The sequence below is a fragment of the Pseudomonas sp. 06C 126 genome, assembly GCF_001855215.1.
Lineage (GTDB): Bacteria > Pseudomonadota > Gammaproteobacteria > Pseudomonadales > Pseudomonadaceae > Aquipseudomonas > Aquipseudomonas proteolytica.
Map to the genome: position 1 here is coordinate 33,407 of NZ_MIFU01000084.1, position 23,381 is coordinate 56,787.

Here is a 23,381-nt window from a genome sequence, read left to right on the forward strand (position 1 = left end):
TATGCGAGCCAGGGCATCGTTAGTAATTAACTATCGATAGGCATGATTTAATAAATTTGATGGTGTCATCTTCCTGGTCAATACTTCCTCCAAGCCGATTAGCCGGCAGTTCCAAGACTGACCTGAGGAAATTGAGCATGAGCCAGAAAACCCTTACAACCGCCAGCGGCGCTCCCGTTGCCGATAATCAGAATTCCCGTTCCGCCGGCCCGCGTGGCCCGTTGCTGCTCGACGACTTCCACCTGATCGAGAAGCTTGCCCACTTCAACCGTGAAAACATCCCAGAGCGTCGCGTACACGCCAAAGGCTCGGGAGCGTACGGAACCTTCACGGTCACCAAAGACATCACCCAGTACACCAGCGCCAAGCTGTTTGAAGCTGTTGGTAAGCAGACGCCGACCTTCCTGCGCTTCTCGACAGTCGGTGGCGAGCGCGGCTCCGCAGATACCGAGCGCGACCCACGTGGCTTTGCGTTGAAGTTCTACACCGAAGAAGGCAACTGGGACATTGTCGGTAACAACACCCCGGTGTTCTTTATCCGTGACCCGCTGAAATTCCCTGACTTTATCCACACCCAAAAGCGCCTGCCGCAAAGCAACCTGAAAAGCGCGCAGATGATGTGGGACTTCTGGTCGCATTCGCCTGAGGCGCTGCACCAGGTCACCATTCTGTTTTCAGACCGTGGCATCCCGGACGGCTACCGTCACATGCACGGCTTCGGTAGCCATACCTACAGCTTGATCAGCGCCAATGGCGAGCGTCACTGGGTGAAGTGGCACTACAAGACCAAGCAAGGCATCAAGAATCTGGCGCCTGCCGATGCGGCGCGCATTGCGGGTACTGACCCGGATTACGCCCAGCGCGATCTGTTTGAGGCCATCGAGCGTGGTGACTTCCCGAAATGGCGCGTCTGCATCCAGATCATGACTGAAGCCCAGGCCAACGCTCACTACGAGAATCCCTTCGACGTGACCAAGACCTGGTCGCAAAAAGAGTTTCCGCTGATTGAGGTCGGTGAGTTGGAGTTGAACCGCAACCCACTGAACTACTTCGCCGAAGTGGAGCAGGCAGCGTTCGGCCCAAGCAACATGGTGCCAGGTGTCGGTCTGTCCCCGGACCGCATGCTGCAAGGCCGTGTGTTCGCCTACGCTGACGCGCACCGCTACCGGATTGGCACTAATCATCAGCACCTGCCGGTGAATGCCTCGCGCAGTCCGGTCCATAACTACCAGCGTGATGGCTCTATGGCGTTTGGCAGCAACGGTGGCGCGGCTCCCAACTACGAGCCTAATAGCTATGGGGATGCACCTAAGCAGGCGCCGCAGTACGCAGAACCTGCCTTGGCACTCAGTGGCGCGGCGGATCGTTATGATCACCGTGAAGACACCGATTACTACAGCCATGCCGGTGCGCTGTTCCGCCTGATGAATGCCGAGCAAAAAGCGCTGTTGATCAACAACATCGCCGGCGCGATGGCGGGTGTTTCCAGCGATGTGGTTCAACGTCAGCTGCAACACTTCTTCAAGGCAGATCCGGCTTATGGAGAAGGAATCGCAACTGCGCTGGGTGTATCGCTTAACCAACTCTAAGTGATAAGCAGAACCGCCCTCATTTGGGCGGTTTTTGCGTTATTTCAGCTACTTTTCTCCGGAAATCTTCACTTTTCTGCCGTTCGTCCCGTGACCTGCAGGTCAGCATGGTTCAAACTAGGGCCTTTCAAGCAGGGAGATGTAGGGCGATGCAAGGTCACCCCGACGTAATCGATTACCTCAACACGTTGCTGACGGGCGAACTGGCAGCTCGTGACCAATATTTCATTCACTCGCGTATGTACGAAGACTGGGGCTTTACTGAGCTCTACGAGCGTATCAACCACGAAATGGAAGAAGAGGCACAGCACGCCGACGCGCTGATGCGTCGTATCCTGATGCTCGAAGGCACGCCGCGTATGCGTCCTGACGACCTGGATACCGGCACTACGGTGCCTGAGATGCTCGCCAGCGACTTGCGCCTGGAGTACAAAGTCCGCGCCGCGCTATGCAAGGGCATTGAGCTTTGCGAGAAGCACAACGACTACGTGACCCGGGAAATCCTGCGCGTACAGTTGAATGACACTGAAGAAGATCACACCTACTGGCTGGAAAAGCAGTTGGGCCTGATCAAGTTGATCGGCCTGGAGAACTACCTGCAATCGCAGTTCTGATTCAGCCAGCAATAAAAAAGCCCCTGTCACCGCTATGGTGACAGGGGCTTTTTGTTGGGCCTGGCAATCAGGCCCGGTCGCGCGCCAGCAGCGGCTTCAGATAGTAGCCAGTATGGGATTGCGGCATCTCGGAAACCTGCTCCGGCGTGCCCACTGCAATTATCTGCCCGCCCTTGGAGCCACCTTCCGGCCCAAGGTCCACCAGCCAGTCGGCCGTCTTGATCACATCCAGGTTGTGCTCGATCACCACCACGGTGTTGCCGTGATCACGTAAACGATGCAGCACGTCGAGCAATTGCTGGATGTCCGCGAAGTGCAGGCCAGTGGTCGGCTCGTCGAGGATGTACAGGGTCTTGCCGGTATCGCGCTTGGAGAGTTCACGAGACAACTTGACCCGCTGCGCTTCGCCACCGGACAGTGTTGTCGCTGACTGCCCCAGCTTGATATACGACAAGCCCACGTCCATCAGGGTCTGAAGCTTGCGTGCCAGGGCCGGCACGGCGTCAAAGAACACCCGCGCTTCCTCGATGGTCATCTCGAGGGTTTCATGGATGTTCTTGCCCTTGTATTTGATCTCCAGGGTCTCGCGGTTGTAGCGCTTACTCTTGCACACATCGCATGGCACGTAGATGTCCGGTAGGAAGTGCATCTCCACCTTGATCAAGCCGTCGCCCTGGCACGCCTCGCAGCGCCCACCCTTGACGTTGAAGGAGAAGCGCCCAGGTCCATAACCCCGGGACCGGGACTCCGGCACGCCGGCGAACAGTTCGCGAATCGGCGTGAACAGCCCGGTATAGGTCGCGGGGTTGGAGCGGGGGGTGCGACCAATCGGGCTCTGGTCGATATCCACCACCTTGTCCAGGAGCTCCAGGCCCTTGATGCTGTCATGCGCTGCAGCTTCCAGGGTGGTGGCGCCGTTCAACGCCGTGGCGCTGAGGGGGAACAGGGTGTTGTTGATCAGCGTGGATTTGCCTGACCCGGAAACACCGGTGACGCAGGTCAGCAGGCCCAAGGGGATTTCCAGGTCGACATTGCGCAGATTGTTGCCGCGCGCGCCCTTGAGGTGCAGCGCCTGTTTTTTGTTGCGTGGCGTACGCTTGGCTGGCACCTCGATTTTGACCCGGCCAGACAAGTATTTGCCGGTCAGGGAGTCCGGGTGGGCCATGACTTCGGCTGGCGTGCCCTGGGCAACGATGTGCCCGCCATGGACGCCAGCGCCGGGGCCGATATCGACCACATAGTCCGCCAGGCGAATGGCATCCTCATCGTGCTCGACCACAATCACCGTGTTGCCGATATCACGCAGATGCTTGAGCGTGCCCAGCAAGCGATCATTGTCGCGCTGGTGCAGGCCGATTGAAGGCTCGTCGAGGATGTACAGCACGCCCACCAGGCCTGCACCGATCTGGCTGGCCAGGCGAATGCGCTGGGCTTCGCCGCCGGACAGGGTGTCGGCACTGCGGTCCAGGGACAGGTAATCCAACCCCACATTGACCAGGAACTGCAGGCGCTCGCGGATCTCCTTGAGGATCTTGTCGGCAATCTCGCCGCGTCGCCCGGTCAGCTTCAATACACCGAAGTATTCGCAGGCATCACCGATGGGCAGGTTGGTCACTGCGGGCAATGTTTTCTCGCCCACCCATACGTGGCGTGCCTCGCGACGCAAGCGGGTGCCACGGCAATCCGGGCAGGGCTGGGTGCTGAGGAACTTGGCCAGTTCCTCGCGCACGCTGGCCGACTCGGTTTCCCGGTAGCGGCGCTCCAGGTTGGGCACGATGCCTTCGAATGGGTGGGAGCGCTTGACGATATCGCCACGGTCATTCAGGTATTTGAAATCGACGTTCTGCGAGCCGCTGCCATGCAGGATGACTTTCTGCTGCTCTGCAGGTAGCTCGTTGAACGGTACTTCCAGGCTGAATTTATAGTGGGCAGCCAACGACCCGAGCATCTGGAAGTAGTAGACATTGCGCCGGTCCCAGCCGCGTATGGCGCCCTCCGCCAGCGTCAGGTCGCCATTGACCAGGCGCTTGATATCGAAGAACTGCTTGACCCCCAACCCGTCACAGGTCGGGCAGGCGCCGGCCGGATTGTTGAAAGAGAACAGCTTGGGTTCCAGTTCGCTGATGGCATGGCCGCAGATCGGGCAGGCGAAGCGTGCAGAGAAGATGATTTCTTCACCGGGCTCGTCGTCCATCGGTGCGACCAGGGCGATACCGTCCGCCAGCTTCAGCGCGGTCTCGAACGACTCCGCCAGGCGTTGCTGCAGGTCGGCACGTACCTTGAAGCGGTCGACCACCACATCAATGGTGTGCTTCTTCTGCTTATCCAGCTTCGGTGCTTCGTCCAGCTCATACAGCTTGCCGTTGATCCGGGCACGGACAAAACCCTGGGCGCGCAGCTCTTCGAAGACCGACAGGTGTTCGCCCTTGCGCTCGCGGATCACCGGCGCCAACAGCATCAGCTTGGCGCCTTCCGGCTGGGCCAGCACCAGGTCAACCATCTGGCTGACGGTCTGGGCTTCCAGCGGGATATCGTGATCCGGGCAGCGTGGAATACCTACGCGTGCGTACAGCAGGCGCAGGTAGTCGTAGATTTCGGTGATGGTGCCCACGGTGGAGCGTGGGTTGTGAGAAGTCGACTTCTGTTCGATGGAAATGGCTGGCGACAGGCCTTCAATGGTGTCGACATCAGGCTTTTCCATCATCGACAGGAACTGCCGGGCATAGGCCGACAGCGACTCCACATAACGACGCTGGCCTTCGGCATACAGCGTATCGAACGCCAGCGATGACTTGCCGGACCCGGACAAGCCGGTGATGACAATCAGTTTGTCCCGGGGCAGGGTCAGGTCGATGTTCTTCAGGTTGTGGGTTCTAGCCCCACGAATCAGGATCTTGTCCAAGATGGCCTCGCACGGCGGGCGTATAAATAATGCAGGAGTATACGGCTAAAGACTGGATGAATATACACTGTCAGTTTGCCCATTTCAGCCTTACATGAAAGCTGCGCGGCAAAGCGCCGCATATACCCTCTCAATCGATGGGACTGGTAGAATCGCCGCCGGTTCACACGAGGTTTTTCCATGCACGATCCCCACAGCGAACGCATGAGTAGCGGCGAGACCCGAGCGGCAAGCGGTCTGGCCCTGGTGTTCGCCTTCCGTATGCTGGGCATGTTCATGGTGTTGCCGGTACTGGCGACCTATGGCATGGACCTCGCAGGCGCGACCCCGGCCTTGATTGGCCTGGCGATTGGTGCCTATGGTCTGACCCAGGCGATTTTCCAGATTCCGTTCGGGATCATTTCCGACCGCATTGGCCGCCGGCCGGTGATCTACCTGGGGCTGATCGTGTTCGCCCTGGGCAGCGTGCTGGCAGCCAATGCCGATTCGATCTGGGGCGTGATCGCCGGACGTATCCTGCAAGGTGCCGGGGCGATTTCTGCGGCGGTGATGGCGCTGCTGTCAGATCTGACCCGCGAGCAGCATCGCACCAAGGCCATGGCCATGATTGGCATGACCATCGGTCTTTCGTTTGCCGTTGCGATGGTGGTTGGCCCGCTGCTGACCCGCGCGTTCGGCTTGCACGGCCTGTTCCTGGCCACCGGCGGCATGGCGCTGGTCGGGATCGTGATCGTGGCCTTTATGGTGCCGCGCTCCACCGGGCCGCTGCAGCACCGTGAATCGGGCGTGGCAAAGCAAGCATTGCTGCCGACGCTCAAGCACCCCGACCTGCTGCGCCTGGATTTAGGTATCTTTGTATTGCATGCGATGCTGATGTGCAGCTTCGTCGCCTTGCCCCTGGCCCTGGTGGAAAAAGCCGGGTTGCCCAAGGAGCAGCACTGGTGGGTCTACCTCACCGCCTTGTTGATTTCATTCTTCGCCATGATCCCGTTCATCATCTACGGCGAGAAGAAACGCAAAATGAAACGAGTTTTACTCGGCGCCGTCGCGACATTGATGCTCACTGAACTATTCTTCTGGCAGTTCGGCGACAGCCTACGGGCACTGGTAATCGGCACGGTGGTGTTTTTCACCGCGTTCAACCTGCTGGAGGCGTCACTGCCTTCGCTGATCAGTAAAGTTTCACCGGCAGGCGGCAAAGGCACGGCAATGGGGGTGTATTCCACCAGTCAGTTCCTTGGTTCGGCGCTGGGCGGCATCATGGGCGGCTGGATGTTCCAGCATGGCGGTTTGTCGGTTGTGTTCCTCGGATGCGCCGGGCTGGCTGCACTTTGGCTGGTCTTTGCTGTTACCATGCGCGAACCTCCCTACGTCACAAGTCTGCGTTTGCCGCTATCGCCCGAGGCGATCCGTGAAAGCGGTCTGGTAGAGCGCCTGAAGGCCGTCGTAGGGGTAACAGATGCAGTCGTGGTCGCTGAAGAGGCGGCCATTTACATCAAATTGGACACCGAACTATTGGATCGCGCGACGCTCGAGCAACTGGTCAACCCAGTGCCGACAGCGCGCCCAGCCTAGGAGAACGTTATGGCCCGTGGGGTTAACAAAGTCATATTGGTCGGTACATGCGGCCAGGATCCCGAAGTTCGCTACTTGCCTAACGGTAACGCCGTGACCAACCTGAGTCTGGCGACCAGCGAACAATGGACCGACAAGCAGACCGGCCAGAAGGTCGAGAAAACCGAATGGCACCGTGTATCGATGTTCGGCAAGGTTGCAGAGATCGCCGGTGAATACCTGCGCAAGGGTTCGCAGGTCTACATCGAAGGCAAACTGCAGACCCGCGAGTGGGAAAAAGACGGTATCAAGCGTTACACCACCGAAATCGTGGTCGACATGCAAGGCACCATGCAACTGCTGGGCGGCCGTCCACAGGGCGACCAACAGGGCCAGGGCGGTATGTCCAACTCGGCGCCGCGTCCACAGCAGTCGCGTCCGCAGCCAAGCCAGCAGCCACAGCGTGAGTCGCGTCCAGCGCCACAGCAGGCAGCACCGCAGCCGGCCGCTGACTTCGACAGCTTTGATGACGATATCCCGTTCTAAGGTATCGAAGCCAAACGCTGCAAATTGAAAACCGCGCCGCCGACCAGGCTACGCGGTTTTTTCATGCCCATTATTCAGCTCAAAGCTGTGCGAAGTTCAACATATCGTCGTTAACTCGCTGCTTGTGAGTGTCGGTCAGCCCATGAGGTGCGCCGCTATACACCTGCAAAAGGGCGTGTGGAATCAAACGTTGGCTCTCCAGTGCCGATGGACGGATTGGCACGATTTGATCGTCACTGCCATGGATAATGAGCGTCGGCATACTGAAGTGCGTCAGGTCCTCCCGAAAGTCAGTCTCTGAAAATGCCTTGATGCTATCGAAGGTGTTGATGTGCCCGCCCATTACACCCTGCATCCAGAACGAATTGATCAAGCCTTGGGAACGTTCGATACCCGCGCGGTTGAATCCGAAGAATGGGCCACTGGCCAGATCAAGATACAGCTGCGAGCGATTAGCGAGGGAGTTGGCACGCATCCCATCGAAAACCTCGATTGGAGTGCCGTAAGGGTTGCTGGGGGTCTGCAACATCAGGGGCGTTACCGAGCAGATCAACCCCGCCTTTGCTACACGAGCAGTGCCATGACGCGCGATGTAGCGTGCAACTTCACCCCCACCGGTAGAAAACCCGAAAAGTATCAGGTTGGTCAGATCCAGGTGTTCGATCAGTTCGGCCAGGTCATCGGCGTAGTGGTCCATGTCATTGCCATCCCAGGGCTGGCTTGAGCGGCCGTGCCCTCGGCGGTCATGCGCAATGGCACGAAAACCGTTGTTGGCGAAATGCAACATCTGCGACTCCCAACTGTCGCTGTTTAGCGGCCATCCGTGGCAAAACATTACGGGTTGGCCGCTACCCCAATCTTTGTAAAAAATATCGTTGCCTTCACGTGTTTTAAGATAAGCCATGGCATAGCTCCAATGACGTATTGATGTGGCTGCGATAGCCAGAAAAATCGTCCGTGGACACTACGCTGGCCCCTTTTATTCGTGACCATTTCAAAGGTCGCACCTAGGCTGGTCGAAAATAAGGTTAGTCCGATTTCGCGAGTGTCGCGCCGGGAAGATAAGCAGCTTTCAATGCTGCGCTAATCACCCGCGCTCAAAACCGCTTTAACCCGTGAAGGCACGTTGCCAGATGCAATGGCGCCATTGCCTGCGCCACCAACCCTGGAGTTTGTCCTCGTGGCTCACAAGATTTAGGCTGTGCCCACCGACAAAAAAGTAGGAACGCCGTGATGACCTGGTCAGCCAAGCAATACACGTTGTTTGAACAGCAGCGTACCCGCCCCGTCCACGACCTAGTGGCGGCCATACCCAATACCGAGGTGCGTACCGCCGTCGACCTGGGGTGTGGGCCTGGCAACTCCACGCAAGTGTTGGCCCAGAGGTTCCCGCGAGCGCAAGTCTGTGGCATGGACAGCTCCGACGACATGTTGGCCGATGCCCGCAAACGCTTGCCGGCGCTGCGCTTTGAGCAGGCCGATATCGGCGCCTGGCAGCCTGCGCAACAGTTCGATGTGATCCTTGCCAACGCCTCGCTGCAGTGGGTGCCCGACCACGCCAGCCTCTACCTGCACCTGGTGGCGCAACTGGCACCGGGCGGTACGCTGGCGGTGCAAACCCCGGACAACCTCAACGAACCCGCCCATCGCCTGGCCCGTGAAGTGGCAGCGCAAGGGCCGTGGGCGGGCAAGATCGGCGCGGTCAAACATGAAGCGCGTCACCCGGCGAGTTACTACTTTGAATTGCTGAGCAAGCATTGCAGTGCCGTGGATGTATGGCACACCACTTATTACCACCCGCTCAGCGGCCATGAGGCGGTGGTGGAGTGGTTCAAGGGCACGGGCCTGCGGCCATTCCTGGCGTTGCTGGATGAGGCCGAGCAAGGCGCCTTCCTTGACGCCTATCTGGCGCGCATCCGCGAGGCTTACCCGGCCCTGGCCGATGGCACAGTGTTGCTGCCGTTTCCACGCCTGTTCATTATCGCCACGCGCTGACAGTCAGCTTTCAGGCCTTGAGGAACTCGTCCGCCGAAACCACGCTGGCATAGGCAAATGCCAGCGACGCCATGTAGGCCTCATGCACCTGGGCCGCCGCAACAGTCTTGCCATTGAATTCCAGGTCACGGGTGGCACAGGCATCGTGGATCACGGTAACGGTGTAGCCATAGTCCGCCGCCGCCCGAACCACGGCGTCGATGCACATATGGCTCATGCTGCCCACCACCACCAGGTCGGTGATGCTGCGCTGTTCCAGCACCTCGCGCAGGTTGGTTTGGCGAAACGCATTCACAAAATGCTTGAGCACCACCGGTTCGTCATTCTCGTTCAGCACCTTGGGATGCAAGTGCGCGCCTTCGGAGCCAGGCGTGAAGAAGGGGGCGTCGTCGGAAGTGAACTCATGGCGCACATGGATCACCGCATCACCTGCCTGGCGGAACGCCTGGAGCAGCTGTCGTGCCTTGTCTGCGGCAGCCTCGACACCAACCAGTGGCCATTTGCCCTGGGGGAAGTAGTCGTTCTGGATATCAATTAGGATAAGTGCTTGCTTGGCCATGAGTATTTTCTCGTGATGGGTTGATGCGTCCAGTATCGTGGCTGGCGCGAGGCTCAGGGATTGGCTGCACCGACAATAACAGGGGGAAAACTGACAATGGCTCTGGAACGCTCGATCGTCGAGCTTGGCGTGCTGATTTACAGCGGTGCGCAGATGGCTGCTGTACACGGTTTGACCGACCTGTTTGGGGTCGCCAACCGCATCGCCGCCGAGCATCAGGCCGAGCAGTTGCCCGTGTTGCGTATCAGCCATTGGCAGGTTGATAGCGATGGTACTCCTGTTCGGGCTTTCGACAGCTTGCCTGGGCCCGAACAACCTTTGATGGCGGTGCTGGTACCGCCCTCGATTGGTGAATTCTGCGAAGAACAGGCGCCGCCCCGGCTGTTGCAGTGGCTGCGCGAGCAACATGCAGCCGGCACGGTGCTGGGAGGCGTGTGCATCGGTTCGATCATGCTGGCGCGCAGCGGCTTGCTCGATGGGCGCAGCGCCACCACCCACTGGTCTTCGGCCAGCACCTTTGCCAGTCGTTTTCCCGCGGTGCGCTTGGAGGCCGACAAACCTATCGTCGATGATGGCGACCTGATTACCACCGCCGGGCTGATGGCCTGGTCCGAACTGGGCCTGCGCCTGGTCGACCGCCTCATGGGCCCGAGCATCGCGGCCGGCACCGCGCGTTTTCTGGTGATTGAACACAGTGACAGCGCAAGCCAGTGCGGCAGCAATTTTGCACCGATCCTGAGCCATGGTGATGGGGCGATCCTCAAGGTCCAGCACGCCTTGCAAGCCAGCGGGGCGGTGGATGTTTCGCTTGCGGCAATGGCGCAGGCAGCCGGCCTGGAAGAACGCACTTTCCTGCGCCGTTTTCGCACTGCCACCGGCCTCAAACCCACCGAATACTGCCAGCACCTGCGGGTCGGCAAAGCGCGGCAGATGCTTGAATTTACCAATACCACCATTGACCACATCGCCTGGACCGTGGGTTATCAAGACCCCAGCGCCTTTCGCGCAATCTTCAAAAAAATCACCGGCCTTGCGCCCAGCGATTACCGCAACCGATTCGGGGTAAAAGCCCCCGCCTGACGACCGGACACCCCGCTCCCACATTTTTGCTCGCTGCCAGGCCCTGCATCGTGCAGAACGCCGGACCCTTGATCACGCTTCGTGCAGAATGAGGCAGGCCAAATGCCATCTCCTTCCCGCTAACCGCTTGATCTGCCAACCTTTTGCCCCGAGCGTAGCTTGGCCTGAACCCTGCAACCCTAGTGCTACACACCTGCAAGCCTTGCCCAAGGGGGACGCATGACCCCGACCAACCGTAAAAAAATCGTGGTGGCCCACTCGATCCGGCCCGACGCGCCCCTTCATGAAGTGGAAACCAACCGCGCCCTCGCTCGCTGGCTGGCGCAAATCCTCGGGCTCGACTACGGCGGTAGCTACAGCGTCGACCAGCACGCCCAGGCGGACCTGTACCTGCTGCCCACCCAGACACTAGTCGGCCCGGCCCAGGCATTGAGCCTGGGCGTAAAGGGCCCGGAGGACTTGTGGGGCGGTTACGTTGACCATGATTTCATCTGCACCAAAGCCATTACCCACGGCCTGCATGGCCCTGACGCGGTGGCGCCCGAGGGCTGGTCGCCGCTGTTTGCCGAGCGGGTACGCGCCGTGGTGCTCGACGGCCTGAGCGTGTTTGCCGTGCAAGATGCTCGCGCGGCCGCCATGCAGTTGCTGGAACTCGGGCCGATCCGCCTGAAGCCGGTGCATGCCTGCGCTGGTCGGGGCCAAGAGGTGGTCGACAGCCTCAAGCAATTCGACGCAATCCTGGCCCGCGCCGATGTGGCAGACCTGTTCGCCCAAGTTGTGGTGCTGGAACAAGACCTACAAGATGTGGTGACTCACAGCGTCGGCCAAAGCTTTATTGGCGGGCGGGTGTTCAGTTACTGCGGCGAGCAATACCTGACCCAGGACGGGCAGGGCGAAGCCGTCTACGGTGGCTCCAACCTGCTGGTGGTGCCGGGGTACTACGAAGAGCTGCTGACCCTGTCGCTTGGCGAGGATGTGCGCCTGGCCATTGAGCAGGCACAAGTCTTCGATAACGCCGCCGATGAGGCCTATCCTGGTTTTTATGCCTCGCGGCGCAATTACGACATTGCCCAGGGCCTGGACAGCCAAGGTACGCAGCGCAGTGGTGTGTTGGAGCAGTCCTGGCGCATGGGCGGCGCCAGCAGCGCGGAGGTCGCGGCGTTGCAGAGCTTTATCAACGATCCCGGCCTGCGTGCGATTCGCGTATCGTCCGTGGAGACCTATATCGACCAGCCATTGCCCGCCAATGCCATCGAGATCTATCGCGGCCCGGCAGAAAACAGCGACTTTCTTCTCAAGTACGTAACGGTCCAACCCTATGACGGCTAGAAGCGAAACCATCACCATTGATATCGACGATGAACAGATGAGCGGGACCTTTCTCAGTCCCAAGTCAAAAGTGCCCGGGGTGTTGTTTGTGCACGGCTGGGGCGGTAGCCAAGAGCGCGACCTGGAGCGGGCCAAGGGCATCGCCGGCCTCGGTTGTGTGTGCCTGACCTTTGATCTGCGCGGGCATGCTGGCAATGGCATTCCCTTGTCGCGAGTCACCCGGGAGGACAACCTGCGGGACTTGCTCGCGGCCTATGATCGCCTGCTGGCGCACCCGGCCATCGACACCTCGGCGGTGGCGGTGGTGGGCACCAGCTACGGGGGGTACCTGGCAGCGATCCTCACCTCCCTGCGCCCGGTGCGCTGGCTGGCACTGCGCGTGCCGGCGCTGTACCGCGACCAGCAATGGCACACCCCCAAGCGTGACCTGGATAAAGCCGACCTGATGGATTACCGCAGCACGCTGGTGCACGCCGAAACCAATCGCGCACTGCACGCCTGTGCTGCCTTTACCGGGGATGTGTTGATCGTCGAGTCGGAAACCGACGACCACGTGCCCCATGCCACCATCATGAGCTACCGCGCTGCCTGCCAGCAGACCCATTCGCTGACGCATCGGATCATCGACGGTGGCGACCACTCATTGAGCGACCCGGTGTCCCAGCAGGCCTATACCTCGATCCTGGTGGACTGGATCACCGAGATGGTGGTGGGCGAGCGGTTGAGCATCATTCAATCCCAATGACGGGTTTTACGCGGGTGTTTTCTTCACCCGCAAAGCCTTGGCCTTCGCCTCTACGGCGAGGTACATCACCAGGGCGATCAGCAACGGCAAGATAAAATAGATCGCCCGGTAGGCAATCAATCCGGCGAGCAGGCTGCCCCGTGAGGCTTCATGTTGCAGCAGGGCGATAAACACCGCCTCCAACACGCCCAGGCCGGCCGGAATATGCGTCACCACACCGGCAATCGCGCTGATCAGCAACACCCCCAGCACCAGCGGGTAGTCGAGCTTGGCCGGCAGCAAGGTAAAGATCACCGCCGCCATCAGCGACCAGTTCAACGCACCGAGGGCCAGTTGCAGGCATGCCATGCGCAGCGACGGCAGGTTGATCTCGATCCCGCGAATCGACCAGGCGCGTTTCCTGGAGAACTGACAGGCAGCCAGATAGCCGAGGCTCGCCAATACCAGCAATACGCCAACACCTTGCAGGGCGCCGCTACTGAGTTTCCAGCCCGGCGGCATCGTCACCAGGCCGCTGCTGAACACCGCCCCGGCGATGGCCATATAGCCAAACCAATTGGTGGCCAGGCTCAAGCCAAGGATTTTCGCGATATTGGCGTTGCTGACTCCCAGCCGCGAATACAGCCGGTAGCGCATGGCAATCCCGCCGACCCAGGCGCTGAGGTTGAGGTTGAACGCGTAACTGATGATGCCCACCGGCAGGATCTGCTTCCAGCGCAAGGGCTGGCGGATGTAGGTCCGCCCGATCAGGTCAAAGCACGCATACACCAGGAAACTGCACAGCGTCAGCCCGGCCGCGATCCACAAAGTGCGTAGCTTGAAGTCGCTGAGGGTGGCAAATACTTCGCTCCAGTCGATACGCCGCGCGAGCAGGGTAAAGAGCACGATCAGCAACAGGAAGAAGGCGACGGTCAGCGGCTTCTTCCAGCGTTTGAACGCATGGGCGCGCGCATCAGCTGTGTGGGCTTGGCTCATGGTCCTGGCTCCCGGCATGCACGAAGGGCTTCAAGCGCGGTTTGTGTGCGGGTAGCCAGCCGGTCCAGGCCGGGAAGTGCCGCAGTACATGGAACACCACAAACCCCACGGTCACCCGCCACAACCAGCCGCGCGGGGTGCGGTTTTCCGGCATGGTCTTGCAGTGGTTGCGGCTCAAGTCTTCCAGGCGCTCGAACAAGTGTTGATTGAACTCCCGGTCACGAATCAGCACGTTGGCCTCCAGGTTCAGTGACAGGCTCAACGGGTCGAGGTTGCTCGAGCCCACGGTGCTCCACGCCTCATCCACCAGGGCCACCTTGCCGTGCAGGGGGCGCTGGCAATACTCGTGGATCACCACGCCTTCCTTGAGCAGATAGTCGTAGAGCATGCGCGCCGCCAGCTTGGCCAGCAGCACATCGGGCTGGCCCTGCATGATCAACTGCACCTGCACACCGCGCCGGGCGGCATTGCGCAGTTCCCGCAGCAGGCGGTAACCGGGAAAGAAGTAAGCGTTGGCGATCACCACGCGCTGGCGGGCGTGGCGCAGGGCGTGCAGGTAGGCCTCTTCGATATCGCTGCGGTGTTGCAGATTGTCGCGGTAGATCAGGCGTACCAGGCCTTCGCCGTCGTCGGCCGCCCAGGACGGTTGCTGGCGCCGTCGCCAACCGCGCCGCGTGCGCACCGGGCGGCCACTTTGCGCCAGGGCAAAGTGATGCAGGTCCGCCACGGCCGGCCCGATCACCTGCACCGCATAATCCTGCTTGGCCTCGGGGCCGAAGTCCGCCAGATGGTCTGCAGAAAAATTGATCCCGCCGATAAACCCCACCTCAGCGTCCACGACCACGATCTTGCGGTGCAGGCGGCGAAACCAGTTGGTGCGAAACCCCAGGGTCTTGGGCGCCGGGTCGAACATCTGCACCGTGACCCCGGCCTGGGACAACTCGCCGAGAAACCCGGGGCTCAGTTCGCCGCAGCCAAAGCCATCAAGACTGACCACTACCTTCACCCCACGCTGGGCGGCCTCGATCAGAATCCGGTGCAGTTCATGGCCGACCTTGTCTTCGAACAGAATGAATGTCTCCAGGAGGATTTCCTGGCGAGCCTGGCGCAGAGCCTCGAAGACCTTGGGGAAGTACGCCTCGCCGTTTTCCAGCAGTTGCACCTGGTTGCCGGGTTGCCAGCCGTAGTCCGGGTCCCTGGCTCTGGCGTCATCGGGTGGCTGATCGGTGGCGATGTGTTCCACGGCGCCGTTCATAACTCAATCTCCACCGACAGTGGTGCGTGATCGGACAAGTGCGACCAGGGTCGGGCCGTCAGCACTTGCGCGTGATGGACCTTGAGGTTGCGCACGTAAATGCGGTCCAGCGGCAGCAAGGGCAGGCGCGCCGGAAACGTACGCGCCGGTTTGCCATGGGCCTGCACAAACACTTCCTGCAGGCCGCTGTGGCTCAGATCGGCCTGCTGGCGCCAGTCATTGAAGTCACCGGCGACGATCAGCGGCGCGGCGCCGGGGATCTCGGCCACCCGCTGGGCCAGCAATTTGAGCTGTTGTTGGCGATGCACCTCGCGCAGCCCCAGGTGCACGCAAATGGCGTGCACCTCCTGGCCGGTGCCGGGCAGGCGTAGCACGCAATGCAGCAGCCCGCGGCTTTCGTGGCCGCTCTGGGAGATATCGAGGTTGTCATAGCGAATGATCTGGAATTTCGACAGCAACGCGTTGCCGTGGTCGCCATGGGGATACACCGCGTTGCGCCCGTAGGCGAACTGCGGCCAGATACTGTCGGCGAGAAACTCATACTGCGGCATGCTCGGCCAGTTGCTGTAGCGCCGGGGGTGGTGCTCATGGGTGCCATGCACCTCCTGCAAGAACACCACATCCGCTGCGACACCCCGCACCGCTTCGCGCAATTCCGGCAGGATGAAGCGTCGATTGAGGGCAGTGAAGCCCTTGTGGGTATTGACTGTCAGCACCTTGAAGCGGGTGATGGCAGCAGTGGGCGTGACAGGCACCCATTCTGGAATCACAGCCATGGTGGCTCCCGTGGGTTGGCGGGGCAGTGGCCTCCGTTCGTTAATGGCTGACTGTGGTGCTCGCGCGAAAGTTTCGACGATCCTACAAACGGCGCGCTGTCCTAACGCCACTTAGTAAGTGACGGTTGCGCTACAAACCCGCAAAATGCAACGATTCTGGCAAATACCAACGGCACGGCATCAACGCCTGTCGACAATAGCCATCGTTCCAAACAGACCGGGCCTGCTCAATTTATGCGAATGCGCCTTATGTTACTGGGCGGCGGGAATGCCCTCGGGCAGGCGCTGATTCGCCTCGGTGCGGAGGAAGATATCGGTTTCCTCGCCCCGCGCCCGCCCCAAGACGGCTGGGATGCCGCCAGTCTTACCCAATTGCTCGACGACACCCGTCCCGATGCCTTGATCAACCTCGCCTACTATTTCGACTGGTTCCAGGCCGAGAGCGTGAACGAGGCCCGTCTGGCCGGGCAGGAATCTGCCGTCGAGCGCCTGGCGCAGCTGTGCCAACACCACAACATCACGCTGCTGCAACCGTCCAGCTACCGAGTGTTCGATGGCTCGCGCGCCACGGCCTACAGCGAAAAAGACGAGCCGGTGCCCCTGGGCCTGCGCGGCCAGGCGCTATGGCGCATTGAGCAGAGTGTGCGTGCTACCTGCCCGCAACATGTGCTGCTGCGCTTTGGCTGGTTGCTCGATGACAGTGTCGACGGTGCGCTTGGGCGCTTCCTGGCGCGTGCCGAGAAGTCCGAGGAGTTGTTGCTGGCCGATGATCGACGGGGCAACCCGACGACGGTGGACGATGCGGCACGGGTGATTATCTCGGTGCTCAAGCAACTCGATTGTGCGGCGCCGTTGTGGGGCACCTACCATTACGCCGGGCAAGAGGCGACCACCCCTGTGGCCCTTGGCCAGGCGATCCTCACCGAAGCGCGCAATTTCCATGCGCTGGCGGTCGAAGCGCCAACCGCCCAAGCCCACGCCGCCCGGCCAGACGCCGCCGACGAACCGCAACATGCGGTGCTGGCCTGCAAGAAGATCCTGCACACGTTTGGCATCAAGCCCCGGGCGTGGCGCGCGGGACTGCCGGCGCTACTCGATCGCTTCTACCGGCATAACTAGCTGACTGAACACAAAAAAATGTGGGAGCCCGTCCTGTGCCGGAACTGGCTTGCCTGCGATGCACACACCTCGGTCTTTCAAAGACACCGAGGCGATGCATCGCAGGCAAGCCAGCTCCTACACAAGCCGGGCTCCCACATTGTTGTGTAGCGTTTGTTTAACCTAGCTTAGAACTTGTAGCCGATACCGACCATGTAGACCATCGGATCCACGTCCACATTGACCTTGGCACGAGTGCCCGCCGCCAGGGCGTTGTTGTCGACGGTGGCTTTGGTGCTGATATCGATGTAGCGCACCTGGCCGTTGATCATCCACTTGTCATTGATCATGTAGTCCGCGCCGATCTGCGCGGCCCAGCCCCAGGAGTTCTCGGCCTTGAAGTTGCTGAAGCCTTCGCCCTGGGCGCGGCTACCAACGTGTTCGTCGTAGATCCAGGTGTAGTTGATACCGGCACCGACGTAAGGCTGGAACGCCGATTTGCTGTCCAGCGGGTAGTACACGACGCTCAGGGTAGGCGGCAGGTGCTTGAGGGTACCGAGCTTGCCGTTGGCGGCGCCGAGGGCGGTGTTCTTGAGCTTCACATCATGCTCGAACGGCGTGGCGGCCAGCAGTTCGATACCGACGTGGTTGGTCAGCATGTAGGCGAAGTTGAGGCCCAGTTGCGTGTCGCTGCTCATGGTCGCCTTGCCACCCAGGTTGGTGCCGGCCAATGGGCCCTGGTCAACCTTGACGCTGCCGCTATCGGCCTTCGGGTTAACGGTGATGGCACCGGCGCGAACGAGGATGTCGCCAGCTTCGTGAGCGTGGGCGAGAGGGGCGGCGAGTGCAAGCGCGAAGAGGGAAGCGCTGAGCAGTGACTTATGCATGGGTGGCTCCAAAGGACGTTTTTAGTTGGCTGTGTCCAATGGTAAAGATCGTTACGCGTGAGCCTTTGACTCAGCTCAATGAAACCGTGATCACTGCAATTGCAGTGAATAAGCGGGCTCCTGAAGATGGACTTTCCTACTGGTAGTCCTGAATGGCTGTCGGAAGGTTCGCTTTTTAAAAAACTAGCCGAACAGGCAGTTGTTTGGTCTTGGGTTGTTCACCAATATCCTTTTCTCACGCCAGATAGGCGCCATCCTATTTGCTCATGAGTCAACACACCTCACGGTGTTTGCGTTCGCTGGGACGTAAGAAAAGGAATGCACATGGAAAAGGGTCATTTCATCGGCCTGGGCGACAAAACCACCTGCGGTGGCGAAGTTCTGGAGGGTGATCCAAGAGTCAACTGGTACGGCCTCCTGCATGCTTGTGAAGGTGATCGAGTCACCTGTGGCAAGGACGGGAAAACCTATCGGATTGTTGGTGGCATCTCGCACATGAACAGTCATGGCCGGCTGATGGCGGGCACGTTGGATAGCCACAGCGGTTGCCCGTGCAAAGCACAGTTGATCCCCACAGTGACGACGGCGATCTACGGCAATAATGGCGCTGCATCGCGAGCGATCAGTCGAGCCGCTGAACCGGCTCACTCAACGCTCGTCCAGCGCCCGACAGTGCCGCTTCAAGCCGCGCTTACACCGCCGGGCAATCCAACGTCAGCGATATCGGGCCAGGAGCCTGGCTTCTACATTGCGCCCAAACATATGGTTCGCGAAGCTCTGGAGGCCACACTTTTCCCCCGGCCCGACCCTATCGTGATGCGCAGGTTCAGGGCGCTCAACCCTGATATGGGCGAGGTCAAGGCCGGCTCGATGATCGTACTGAGCGATCCCAGCAACACTGCCTGCACCTATCAGGAAGCGCGATTGATGCAGGCTGCCCAACAGGTCAACGAGTCCCTGGCTCCACTGACGTCGGACGAGGCTGAGTTCCGACTGCGTCACGCGGCTGAAATCGCCAGTTTTACCGGGCAGACCTCAACCTGGCTGGGCGTCAGTACCGTGGTGATGGAAACGCATCTGGCCAGAATGCGCGAAACCCTGCAGGACATGGAACGGTTGCATCAGGAAAGTTATCGTCGGCACGGTCACCTCAAATCACCGCAATTCTTTGCCGATCGCCGATACCTGATGGCCCAGCTGGATGCTCATCTGCTGAACTCCACCCGGCTGCGGGGCCAGACAAGTCTGGGCGACCATCCCAAGTTGAAAGCGGCATTGGGCATTTCCAGTCGAAGCCTGGTGCACCACTGGAGCAAGGCCGGCGCGCCGGGGCAGATTCCGGGTTATGCCAGTCATGTCGAAGCGACCAGCCGGGCGGCCCAGTATATGAAGGCGGGAGGGTATATCGGGATTGGAATTGGTGGTGTGTCGTCGTTGCTGGCTATACAGGAGGTATGTAGCAACGAGTCTGGGGGGGCTTGTGAAAAGGTCAAGTTTACCGAAGGGGGGAAGTTTGGGTTGTCCACTTTCGGTGGCACTGCGGGTGGGTGGGCAGGCCGAATTCTCAGTGGCCCGGTTTGTGTGGCACTTGGCGTTTCTACAGGTATAGGGGGCGTTGTTTGTGTCGTGGCCTTGGTAGGGACTGGCGCATGGGGAGGGACGACTGTCGGTGGTTTGGTGGGCGAACACATGGGTGAAAAACTTTACGAAGTTACACAACCATGACGAGTATCGACACATGGTCGCCATGGCTTGCGATCTTCGTTACAGGTGGTTCAGGCCTACTTGCCGCAGTTGGGCCAGCATTCAGCCTATACCTTAGCCATTTTCACTTGGACGCTTTGAAGGAGGCCTTGAAGAACAGCCGTTATATTTATCTTTCGGGGCCGAGGCTGGGGAAACGAGGGGTGATCTGGTCTCTCTTGGAGATGGCAAAAATCTGCGGGATGGTGGTATGGCCGAAAGCGTACATCCACATGGGTGATGTAAACCCTGTGGATCTTGAAAACTTCCCACCTTATCTAAAACGTCTTCTGATCATCAATATGACGATAGTGTTCACTTCTCTCGTTTTGATGGTGGTTGTCGCCCTGCTGGTGAAATTCAGGTAGCGCAGATCTTGTGTGGGAGCAGGCAAGCCAGCCCCACATTGGCTTTTCGGTGCTCTTGAATATAGCTTTATTCCGCCATCTCGTAGACGTAGATCTTCTCGGCTTCCATCTGATAGCCCGCATCCGCCAGTTCGCTGGTAGACGGTTTTACCTGCATCTGCCCCTCGATCCAGTACGGCTGGTACAACTCCTCCAGCTTCACGCCGATCTCACTGCGTACATGCACAATCTGGTTCGACGGCGGCGGCGGCACATGGATGCAGGCGCCGAAGTACGGTACCAGCAGGAACTCAGTGGTGCGGCCTTCTTCGCTGACCTCCAGCGGCACGATATAGCCCGGCAGGCGGATGTGCTGGTCGTTGAGGGTTGCGACCACCGGCGCGTTGGGCAAATCCTGCTTGGCCGCTGGTGCGGCCTCTGCTGACAGGGCGTCGGCCATGTTCGACAGGTCGTGCAGCGGCGTCATATTCGGCACCTCCACCGGAGCGTCCGGTGGAATCATTTCCTGCCACGACAAATCCCGAGGCTCGGCGGCCCAGGCGGGCAGGGCGATCATCAATAACAGCGCAAGCAGGGCATGACGCATCAAAGCCTTCCTCATAAACGGATCGACAGGCCATCGGCCAAGGATTGGCGATAGGCGCGCCAGGCCGGCACGCTGCCCATCAGCAGGGCGGCGCCCAGAATACCGGCGAGCAGCGTCCATTCATACGGGCTGGGCAGCGCCAGCGGCAGGTCCAGCCCGTAATTGGCCTGCAAATAGCCACGGGACGCCGCAATACACACATACAGCAGGCCAACCCCCGCCACCACGCCGGCCAGGGCCAGGGCGAAGGCCTCGAAAATCAGCAGGCTCGCAATATGCCAGGGCCGCGCCCCCACGGAACGCAGGATCGCCATTTCGCGGCGCCGCTCATTGAGGCTGGTGAGGATCGCCGTGAGCATGCCGATCAACCCGGTCAGCACCACAAACAGCGAGATCACGAACAACGCCTTTTCCGCAGTGCCCATCATGCTCCACAGCTCTTGCAAGGCCACGCCCGGCAGGATCGCCAGCATCGGCTCGCCACGGAACTCGTTGATCTGGCGTTGCAGGGTGAAGGTCGAAATCTTGTTGTTCAAGCCCAGCATAAACGCGGTGATGGCTTGGGGCGTGAGGTCCATATTGCGCGCCTGGTCGGCACTGATCCGGCCCTTGCCCTGGGCCGGCACGCCGTTGTGCCAGTCGATATGGATCGCTTCCATGCCGCCCAGGCTGATATGCAGCGTGCGGTCCACCGGGGTGCCGGTGCGTTGCAGAATGCCAACCACGGTGAAGGGTTTGTCATCGTGCTTGACCAGGCTGACCACCGCCACGCCGTGGGCGAGCACCAGCTTGTCACCGAGTTTGTAATGCAGCGCGTCAGCCACTTCGGCGCCGAGTACCACTTCAAAAGGGTCAGTGGCAAAGGCGCGGCCGCTGGCCAGTTGCAGGTTCTGCCTGCGCCCGTATTGGTAGTGTTCGAAGTAGGCGTCGGTAGTGCCCATCACTCGGTAACCGCGATGGGAGTCGCCCAGGGACATGGGGATCGCCCATTTCACCTGCGGGTTGGCGGCGAAGTGCTCGAAGCTGTCCCAGCGGATGTTGTTGGTGGCGTTGCCGATGCGAAATACCGAGTACAGCAGCAGGTTGACCGAGCCGGAGCGGGCGCCGACGATCAGGTCGGTGCCGCTGATGGTGCTGGCAAAGCTGGCGCGCGCCTCGGTACGCACACGCTCGACCGCCAATAGCAGGCACACCGACAGGGCGATGGCGAAGGCGGTGAGGATCGCGGTAAAGCGGCGGTTTGCCAGGCTGGCCATGGCTAGACGGAACAAATACATCTCAAACCTCGAGCGGCGTGGCGGCGCGATTGAGTTCGGCCAACGACAGGTTGCGGTCGAACAGCGAAGCCAGGCTCTGGTCATGGCTGACGAACAACAGGCTGGCGCCCGCCTCGCGGCATTCGGCGAACAACAATTGAAGGAAGGCTTCCCGTGCATCGTGGTCCAGGGCCGACGTCGGCTCGTCGGCGATCACCAGTTCCGGTTGGCCGATCAGTGCGCGGGCGGCGGCGACCCGTTGTTGCTGGCCGATGGACAGCGAGTCGGCGCGGCGTTCCAGCAAGCCCTCATCCTTGAGGCCCAGGTGCGCGAGCAAGGTCGCGGCGGCTTGATCGATGCTGCCATGCCGCTGGGTCGCGCGTTGCGCGCGCAGCTTGGAGAAATGGCAAGGCAGTTCAACGTTCTCGCGTACCGAGAGAAACGGCAGCAGGTTGAACTGCTGGAAGATGTAGCCGGTGTGGTCGACCCGAAACCGATCACGGGCGCCGGCCGACAGTTCGGTCAGTTCCTGGCCGAGCAAGCGAATGCTGCCACGCGTGGGTTTCTGCACGCCGCCCAACAGGCCTAGCAGGGTGGTCTTGCCGCTACCGCTGGGACCCTTGAGAAATAGGGTTTCCCCAGGCTCCAGGCGAAACGCCGGGATATCCAGCAACTGGGGGTGCCCGGGCCAGTTAAAGCCCAGGTCGGACAGTTCGATCAGTGCTTGGGTCATGGGAACTCAGTATCACCTGCAGAGCGCGGTCACCTGTAGGAGCTGGCTTGCCTGCGATGCAAACTACGCGGTGTATCTGCGACACCGCGCCGATGCCATCGCAGGCAAGCCAGCTCCTACAGTTGAGCGTGTGTAGTCAGAATTTCAGGGTCGCAGCCTTAGGCGTCGTTTCAACACCCTGCTGGCCGCTTGGGCCGATCAGTTGTACCTGAATTTTCTGGGTGGCGGGGAAGGTCTTTAAGAGGTTCGCCAGGTCGAGGTTTTTCAGCGCGGCAGGGCTGGTGCAGGTGAACTGGTAGTGGGCGTGGATTTCACTGTGGTCATGGTCATGGTCATGGTCATGGGCAGCGGCGCCTTTGCCATCGGTGGCGTGGTCATGATCGTCTTCTGGCTTGTCGCCGAACAGCGGGCTTTCGAGCTCTTGGCTGCTGACCACACAACCGGCGGCTTTTGGCAGGCTGAACAGTGCCGAGGGTTGTTCCAACTGTTTACGGGCGGCGGCGACCTTGGCTTTGTCTGCATCGGTGGTGGCCAGGTGTTCGAAACCCACCAGGTTCATCGCCGGGCTTTCCAGCTCCAGTTCCAGGGCCTTGCCATCGAGCACCGCGTTAAGGCGGGCAACGCCATGCTCATGGGCGCCAAGGCTGCCGTGTTCATGGTCATGATCGTGGTCGTGTTCGTCAGCCGCCAGGGCAGCCAGGGGCAACAGGGCAAACGGCAAAGCGAGCAACAGGCGGCGCATAGAAAAACTCCCGGGCGTGAATGAATATTTTGTTATGTGATCTTATAAC

At 60.3% G+C, this 23,381-nt stretch carries 22 protein-coding genes; 11 read left to right on the top strand and 11 right to left on the bottom strand.

The window, feature by feature from the left end:
- Positions 1-137 precede the first annotated feature (137 nt).
- A complete protein-coding gene (locus tag BHC62_RS13605) occupies positions 138-1,589 on the top strand; it encodes a catalase (protein ID WP_070995289.1) in 1,452 nt (483 codons plus the stop codon).
- A gap of 149 nt (positions 1,590-1,738) precedes the next feature.
- Positions 1,739-2,203: a bacterioferritin gene (gene bfr / locus BHC62_RS13610; RefSeq protein ID WP_029299402.1), complete on the top strand. Its 465-nt coding sequence runs from the start codon at positions 1,739-1,741 to the stop codon at positions 2,201-2,203.
- Between the two features lie 67 nt (positions 2,204-2,270).
- Here bfr and uvrA read toward each other — a convergent pair whose 3' ends face one another.
- Positions 2,271-5,105 (bottom strand): excinuclease ABC subunit UvrA, encoded by a 2,835-nt coding sequence (gene uvrA / locus BHC62_RS13615; RefSeq protein WP_029299403.1) that lies wholly within the window; start codon positions 5,103-5,105, stop codon positions 2,271-2,273.
- Between the two features lie 180 nt (positions 5,106-5,285).
- Here uvrA and BHC62_RS13620 point away from each other — a divergent pair, with 180 nt between their 5' ends.
- Entirely contained in the window at positions 5,286-6,680 is a 1,395-nt protein-coding gene (locus BHC62_RS13620) for an MFS transporter (protein WP_029299405.1), read from the top strand.
- A gap of 9 nt (positions 6,681-6,689) precedes the next feature.
- Positions 6,690-7,205, top strand: a complete 516-nt coding sequence (locus BHC62_RS13625; protein ID WP_017849542.1) for a single-stranded DNA-binding protein — start codon at positions 6,690-6,692, stop codon at positions 7,203-7,205.
- A 79-nt stretch (positions 7,206-7,284) separates the two neighbouring features.
- Here the strand turns inward: BHC62_RS13625 and BHC62_RS13630 are convergent, their stop codons facing one another.
- Positions 7,285-8,109, bottom strand: a complete 825-nt coding sequence (locus BHC62_RS13630) for an alpha/beta fold hydrolase (RefSeq protein WP_029299407.1) — start codon at positions 8,107-8,109, stop codon at positions 7,285-7,287.
- A 329-nt stretch (positions 8,110-8,438) separates the two neighbouring features.
- Here BHC62_RS13630 and tam point away from each other — a divergent pair, with 329 nt between their 5' ends.
- Complete coding sequence (gene tam, locus BHC62_RS13635; protein WP_070995290.1) at positions 8,439-9,200, top strand: trans-aconitate 2-methyltransferase; 762 nt, start codon at positions 8,439-8,441, stop codon at positions 9,198-9,200.
- A gap of 10 nt (positions 9,201-9,210) precedes the next feature.
- Here the strand turns inward: tam and BHC62_RS13640 are convergent, their stop codons facing one another.
- Positions 9,211-9,759 carry a cysteine hydrolase family protein gene (locus tag BHC62_RS13640; protein WP_029299409.1) on the bottom strand — a complete coding sequence of 183 codons (549 nt, stop codon included), beginning with the start codon at positions 9,757-9,759 and terminating at the stop codon, positions 9,211-9,213.
- A gap of 96 nt (positions 9,760-9,855) precedes the next feature.
- Between BHC62_RS13640 and BHC62_RS13645 the strand changes: the two genes are divergently transcribed.
- The 3 genes from BHC62_RS13645 to BHC62_RS13655 all read left to right on the top strand — a co-directional run bounded on the left by BHC62_RS13645 (position 9,856) and on the right by BHC62_RS13655 (position 12,913).
- Positions 9,856-10,839 carry a GlxA family transcriptional regulator gene (locus tag BHC62_RS13645; protein ID WP_029299410.1) on the top strand — a complete coding sequence of 328 codons (984 nt, stop codon included), beginning with the start codon at positions 9,856-9,858 and terminating at the stop codon, positions 10,837-10,839.
- Positions 10,840-11,058: 219 nt separating this feature from the next.
- Positions 11,059-12,168 carry a DUF3182 family protein gene (locus BHC62_RS13650; RefSeq protein WP_070995291.1) on the top strand — a complete coding sequence of 370 codons (1,110 nt, stop codon included), beginning with the start codon at positions 11,059-11,061 and terminating at the stop codon, positions 12,166-12,168.
- Positions 12,158-12,913: a S9 family peptidase gene (locus BHC62_RS13655; protein ID WP_029299412.1), complete on the top strand. Its 756-nt coding sequence runs from the start codon at positions 12,158-12,160 to the stop codon at positions 12,911-12,913. The genes BHC62_RS13650 and BHC62_RS13655 overlap by 11 nt, the downstream gene beginning before the upstream one ends.
- Positions 12,914-12,919: 6 nt before the next feature.
- On the opposite strand, the gene BHC62_RS13660 is transcribed toward BHC62_RS13655, so the two are convergent.
- Genes BHC62_RS13660 through BHC62_RS13670 form a run of 3 tightly spaced genes read right to left on the bottom strand, consistent with a single transcriptional unit; the run spans position 12,920 to position 15,919 of the window.
- Positions 12,920-13,888: a lysylphosphatidylglycerol synthase domain-containing protein gene (locus tag BHC62_RS13660; RefSeq protein ID WP_070995292.1), complete on the bottom strand. Its 969-nt coding sequence runs from the start codon at positions 13,886-13,888 to the stop codon at positions 12,920-12,922.
- Positions 13,866-15,143 carry a cardiolipin synthase ClsB gene (gene clsB / locus BHC62_RS13665; RefSeq protein ID WP_070995293.1) on the bottom strand — a complete coding sequence of 426 codons (1,278 nt, stop codon included), beginning with the start codon at positions 15,141-15,143 and terminating at the stop codon, positions 13,866-13,868. Before clsB ends, BHC62_RS13660 begins: the two co-directional genes overlap by 23 nt.
- Positions 15,140-15,919, bottom strand: coding sequence for an endonuclease/exonuclease/phosphatase family protein (locus BHC62_RS13670; RefSeq protein ID WP_070995294.1), 780 nt, complete (start codon positions 15,917-15,919; stop codon positions 15,140-15,142). Before BHC62_RS13670 ends, clsB begins: the two co-directional genes overlap by 4 nt.
- Before the next feature lie 234 nt (positions 15,920-16,153).
- Between BHC62_RS13670 and BHC62_RS13675 the strand changes: the two genes are divergently transcribed.
- Entirely contained in the window at positions 16,154-17,038 is an 885-nt protein-coding gene (locus BHC62_RS13675) for a sugar nucleotide-binding protein (protein ID WP_070995295.1), read from the top strand.
- Between the two features lie 167 nt (positions 17,039-17,205).
- Here the strand turns inward: BHC62_RS13675 and BHC62_RS13680 are convergent, their stop codons facing one another.
- Complete coding sequence (locus tag BHC62_RS13680) at positions 17,206-17,904, bottom strand: OmpW family protein (protein WP_070995296.1); 699 nt, start codon at positions 17,902-17,904, stop codon at positions 17,206-17,208.
- 324 nt (positions 17,905-18,228) lie between these two features.
- On the opposite strand from BHC62_RS13680, the gene BHC62_RS13685 reads away from it, so the two are divergent.
- Both BHC62_RS13685 and BHC62_RS13690 read left to right on the top strand, forming a co-directional pair.
- On the top strand, positions 18,229-19,629 hold the full coding sequence (locus BHC62_RS13685; RefSeq protein ID WP_070995297.1) for a PAAR domain-containing protein: 1,401 nt from the start codon (positions 18,229-18,231) through the stop codon (positions 19,627-19,629).
- The gene (locus BHC62_RS13690; protein ID WP_070995298.1) at positions 19,626-20,015 is read left to right on the top strand and encodes a hypothetical protein; all 390 of its coding nucleotides are present in this window, start codon (positions 19,626-19,628) and stop codon (positions 20,013-20,015) included. The genes BHC62_RS13685 and BHC62_RS13690 overlap by 4 nt, the downstream gene beginning before the upstream one ends.
- Positions 20,016-20,082: 67 nt before the next feature.
- Here BHC62_RS13690 and BHC62_RS13695 read toward each other — a convergent pair whose 3' ends face one another.
- The 4 genes from BHC62_RS13695 to BHC62_RS13710 form a co-directional block, all read right to left on the bottom strand.
- Positions 20,083-20,601: a DUF3299 domain-containing protein gene (locus BHC62_RS13695; RefSeq protein WP_070995299.1), complete on the bottom strand. Its 519-nt coding sequence runs from the start codon at positions 20,599-20,601 to the stop codon at positions 20,083-20,085.
- Positions 20,602-20,612: 11 nt separating this feature from the next.
- Positions 20,613-21,878, bottom strand: coding sequence for an ABC transporter permease (locus tag BHC62_RS13700; RefSeq protein WP_070995300.1), 1,266 nt, complete (start codon positions 21,876-21,878; stop codon positions 20,613-20,615).
- 1 nt (position 21,879) lies between these two features.
- Positions 21,880-22,590, bottom strand: coding sequence for an ABC transporter ATP-binding protein (locus BHC62_RS13705; RefSeq protein ID WP_029299421.1), 711 nt, complete (start codon positions 22,588-22,590; stop codon positions 21,880-21,882).
- Positions 22,591-22,726: 136 nt separating this feature from the next.
- Positions 22,727-23,332 carry a DUF2796 domain-containing protein gene (locus BHC62_RS13710; RefSeq protein ID WP_070995301.1) on the bottom strand — a complete coding sequence of 202 codons (606 nt, stop codon included), beginning with the start codon at positions 23,330-23,332 and terminating at the stop codon, positions 22,727-22,729.
- Positions 23,333-23,381 lie beyond the last annotated feature (49 nt).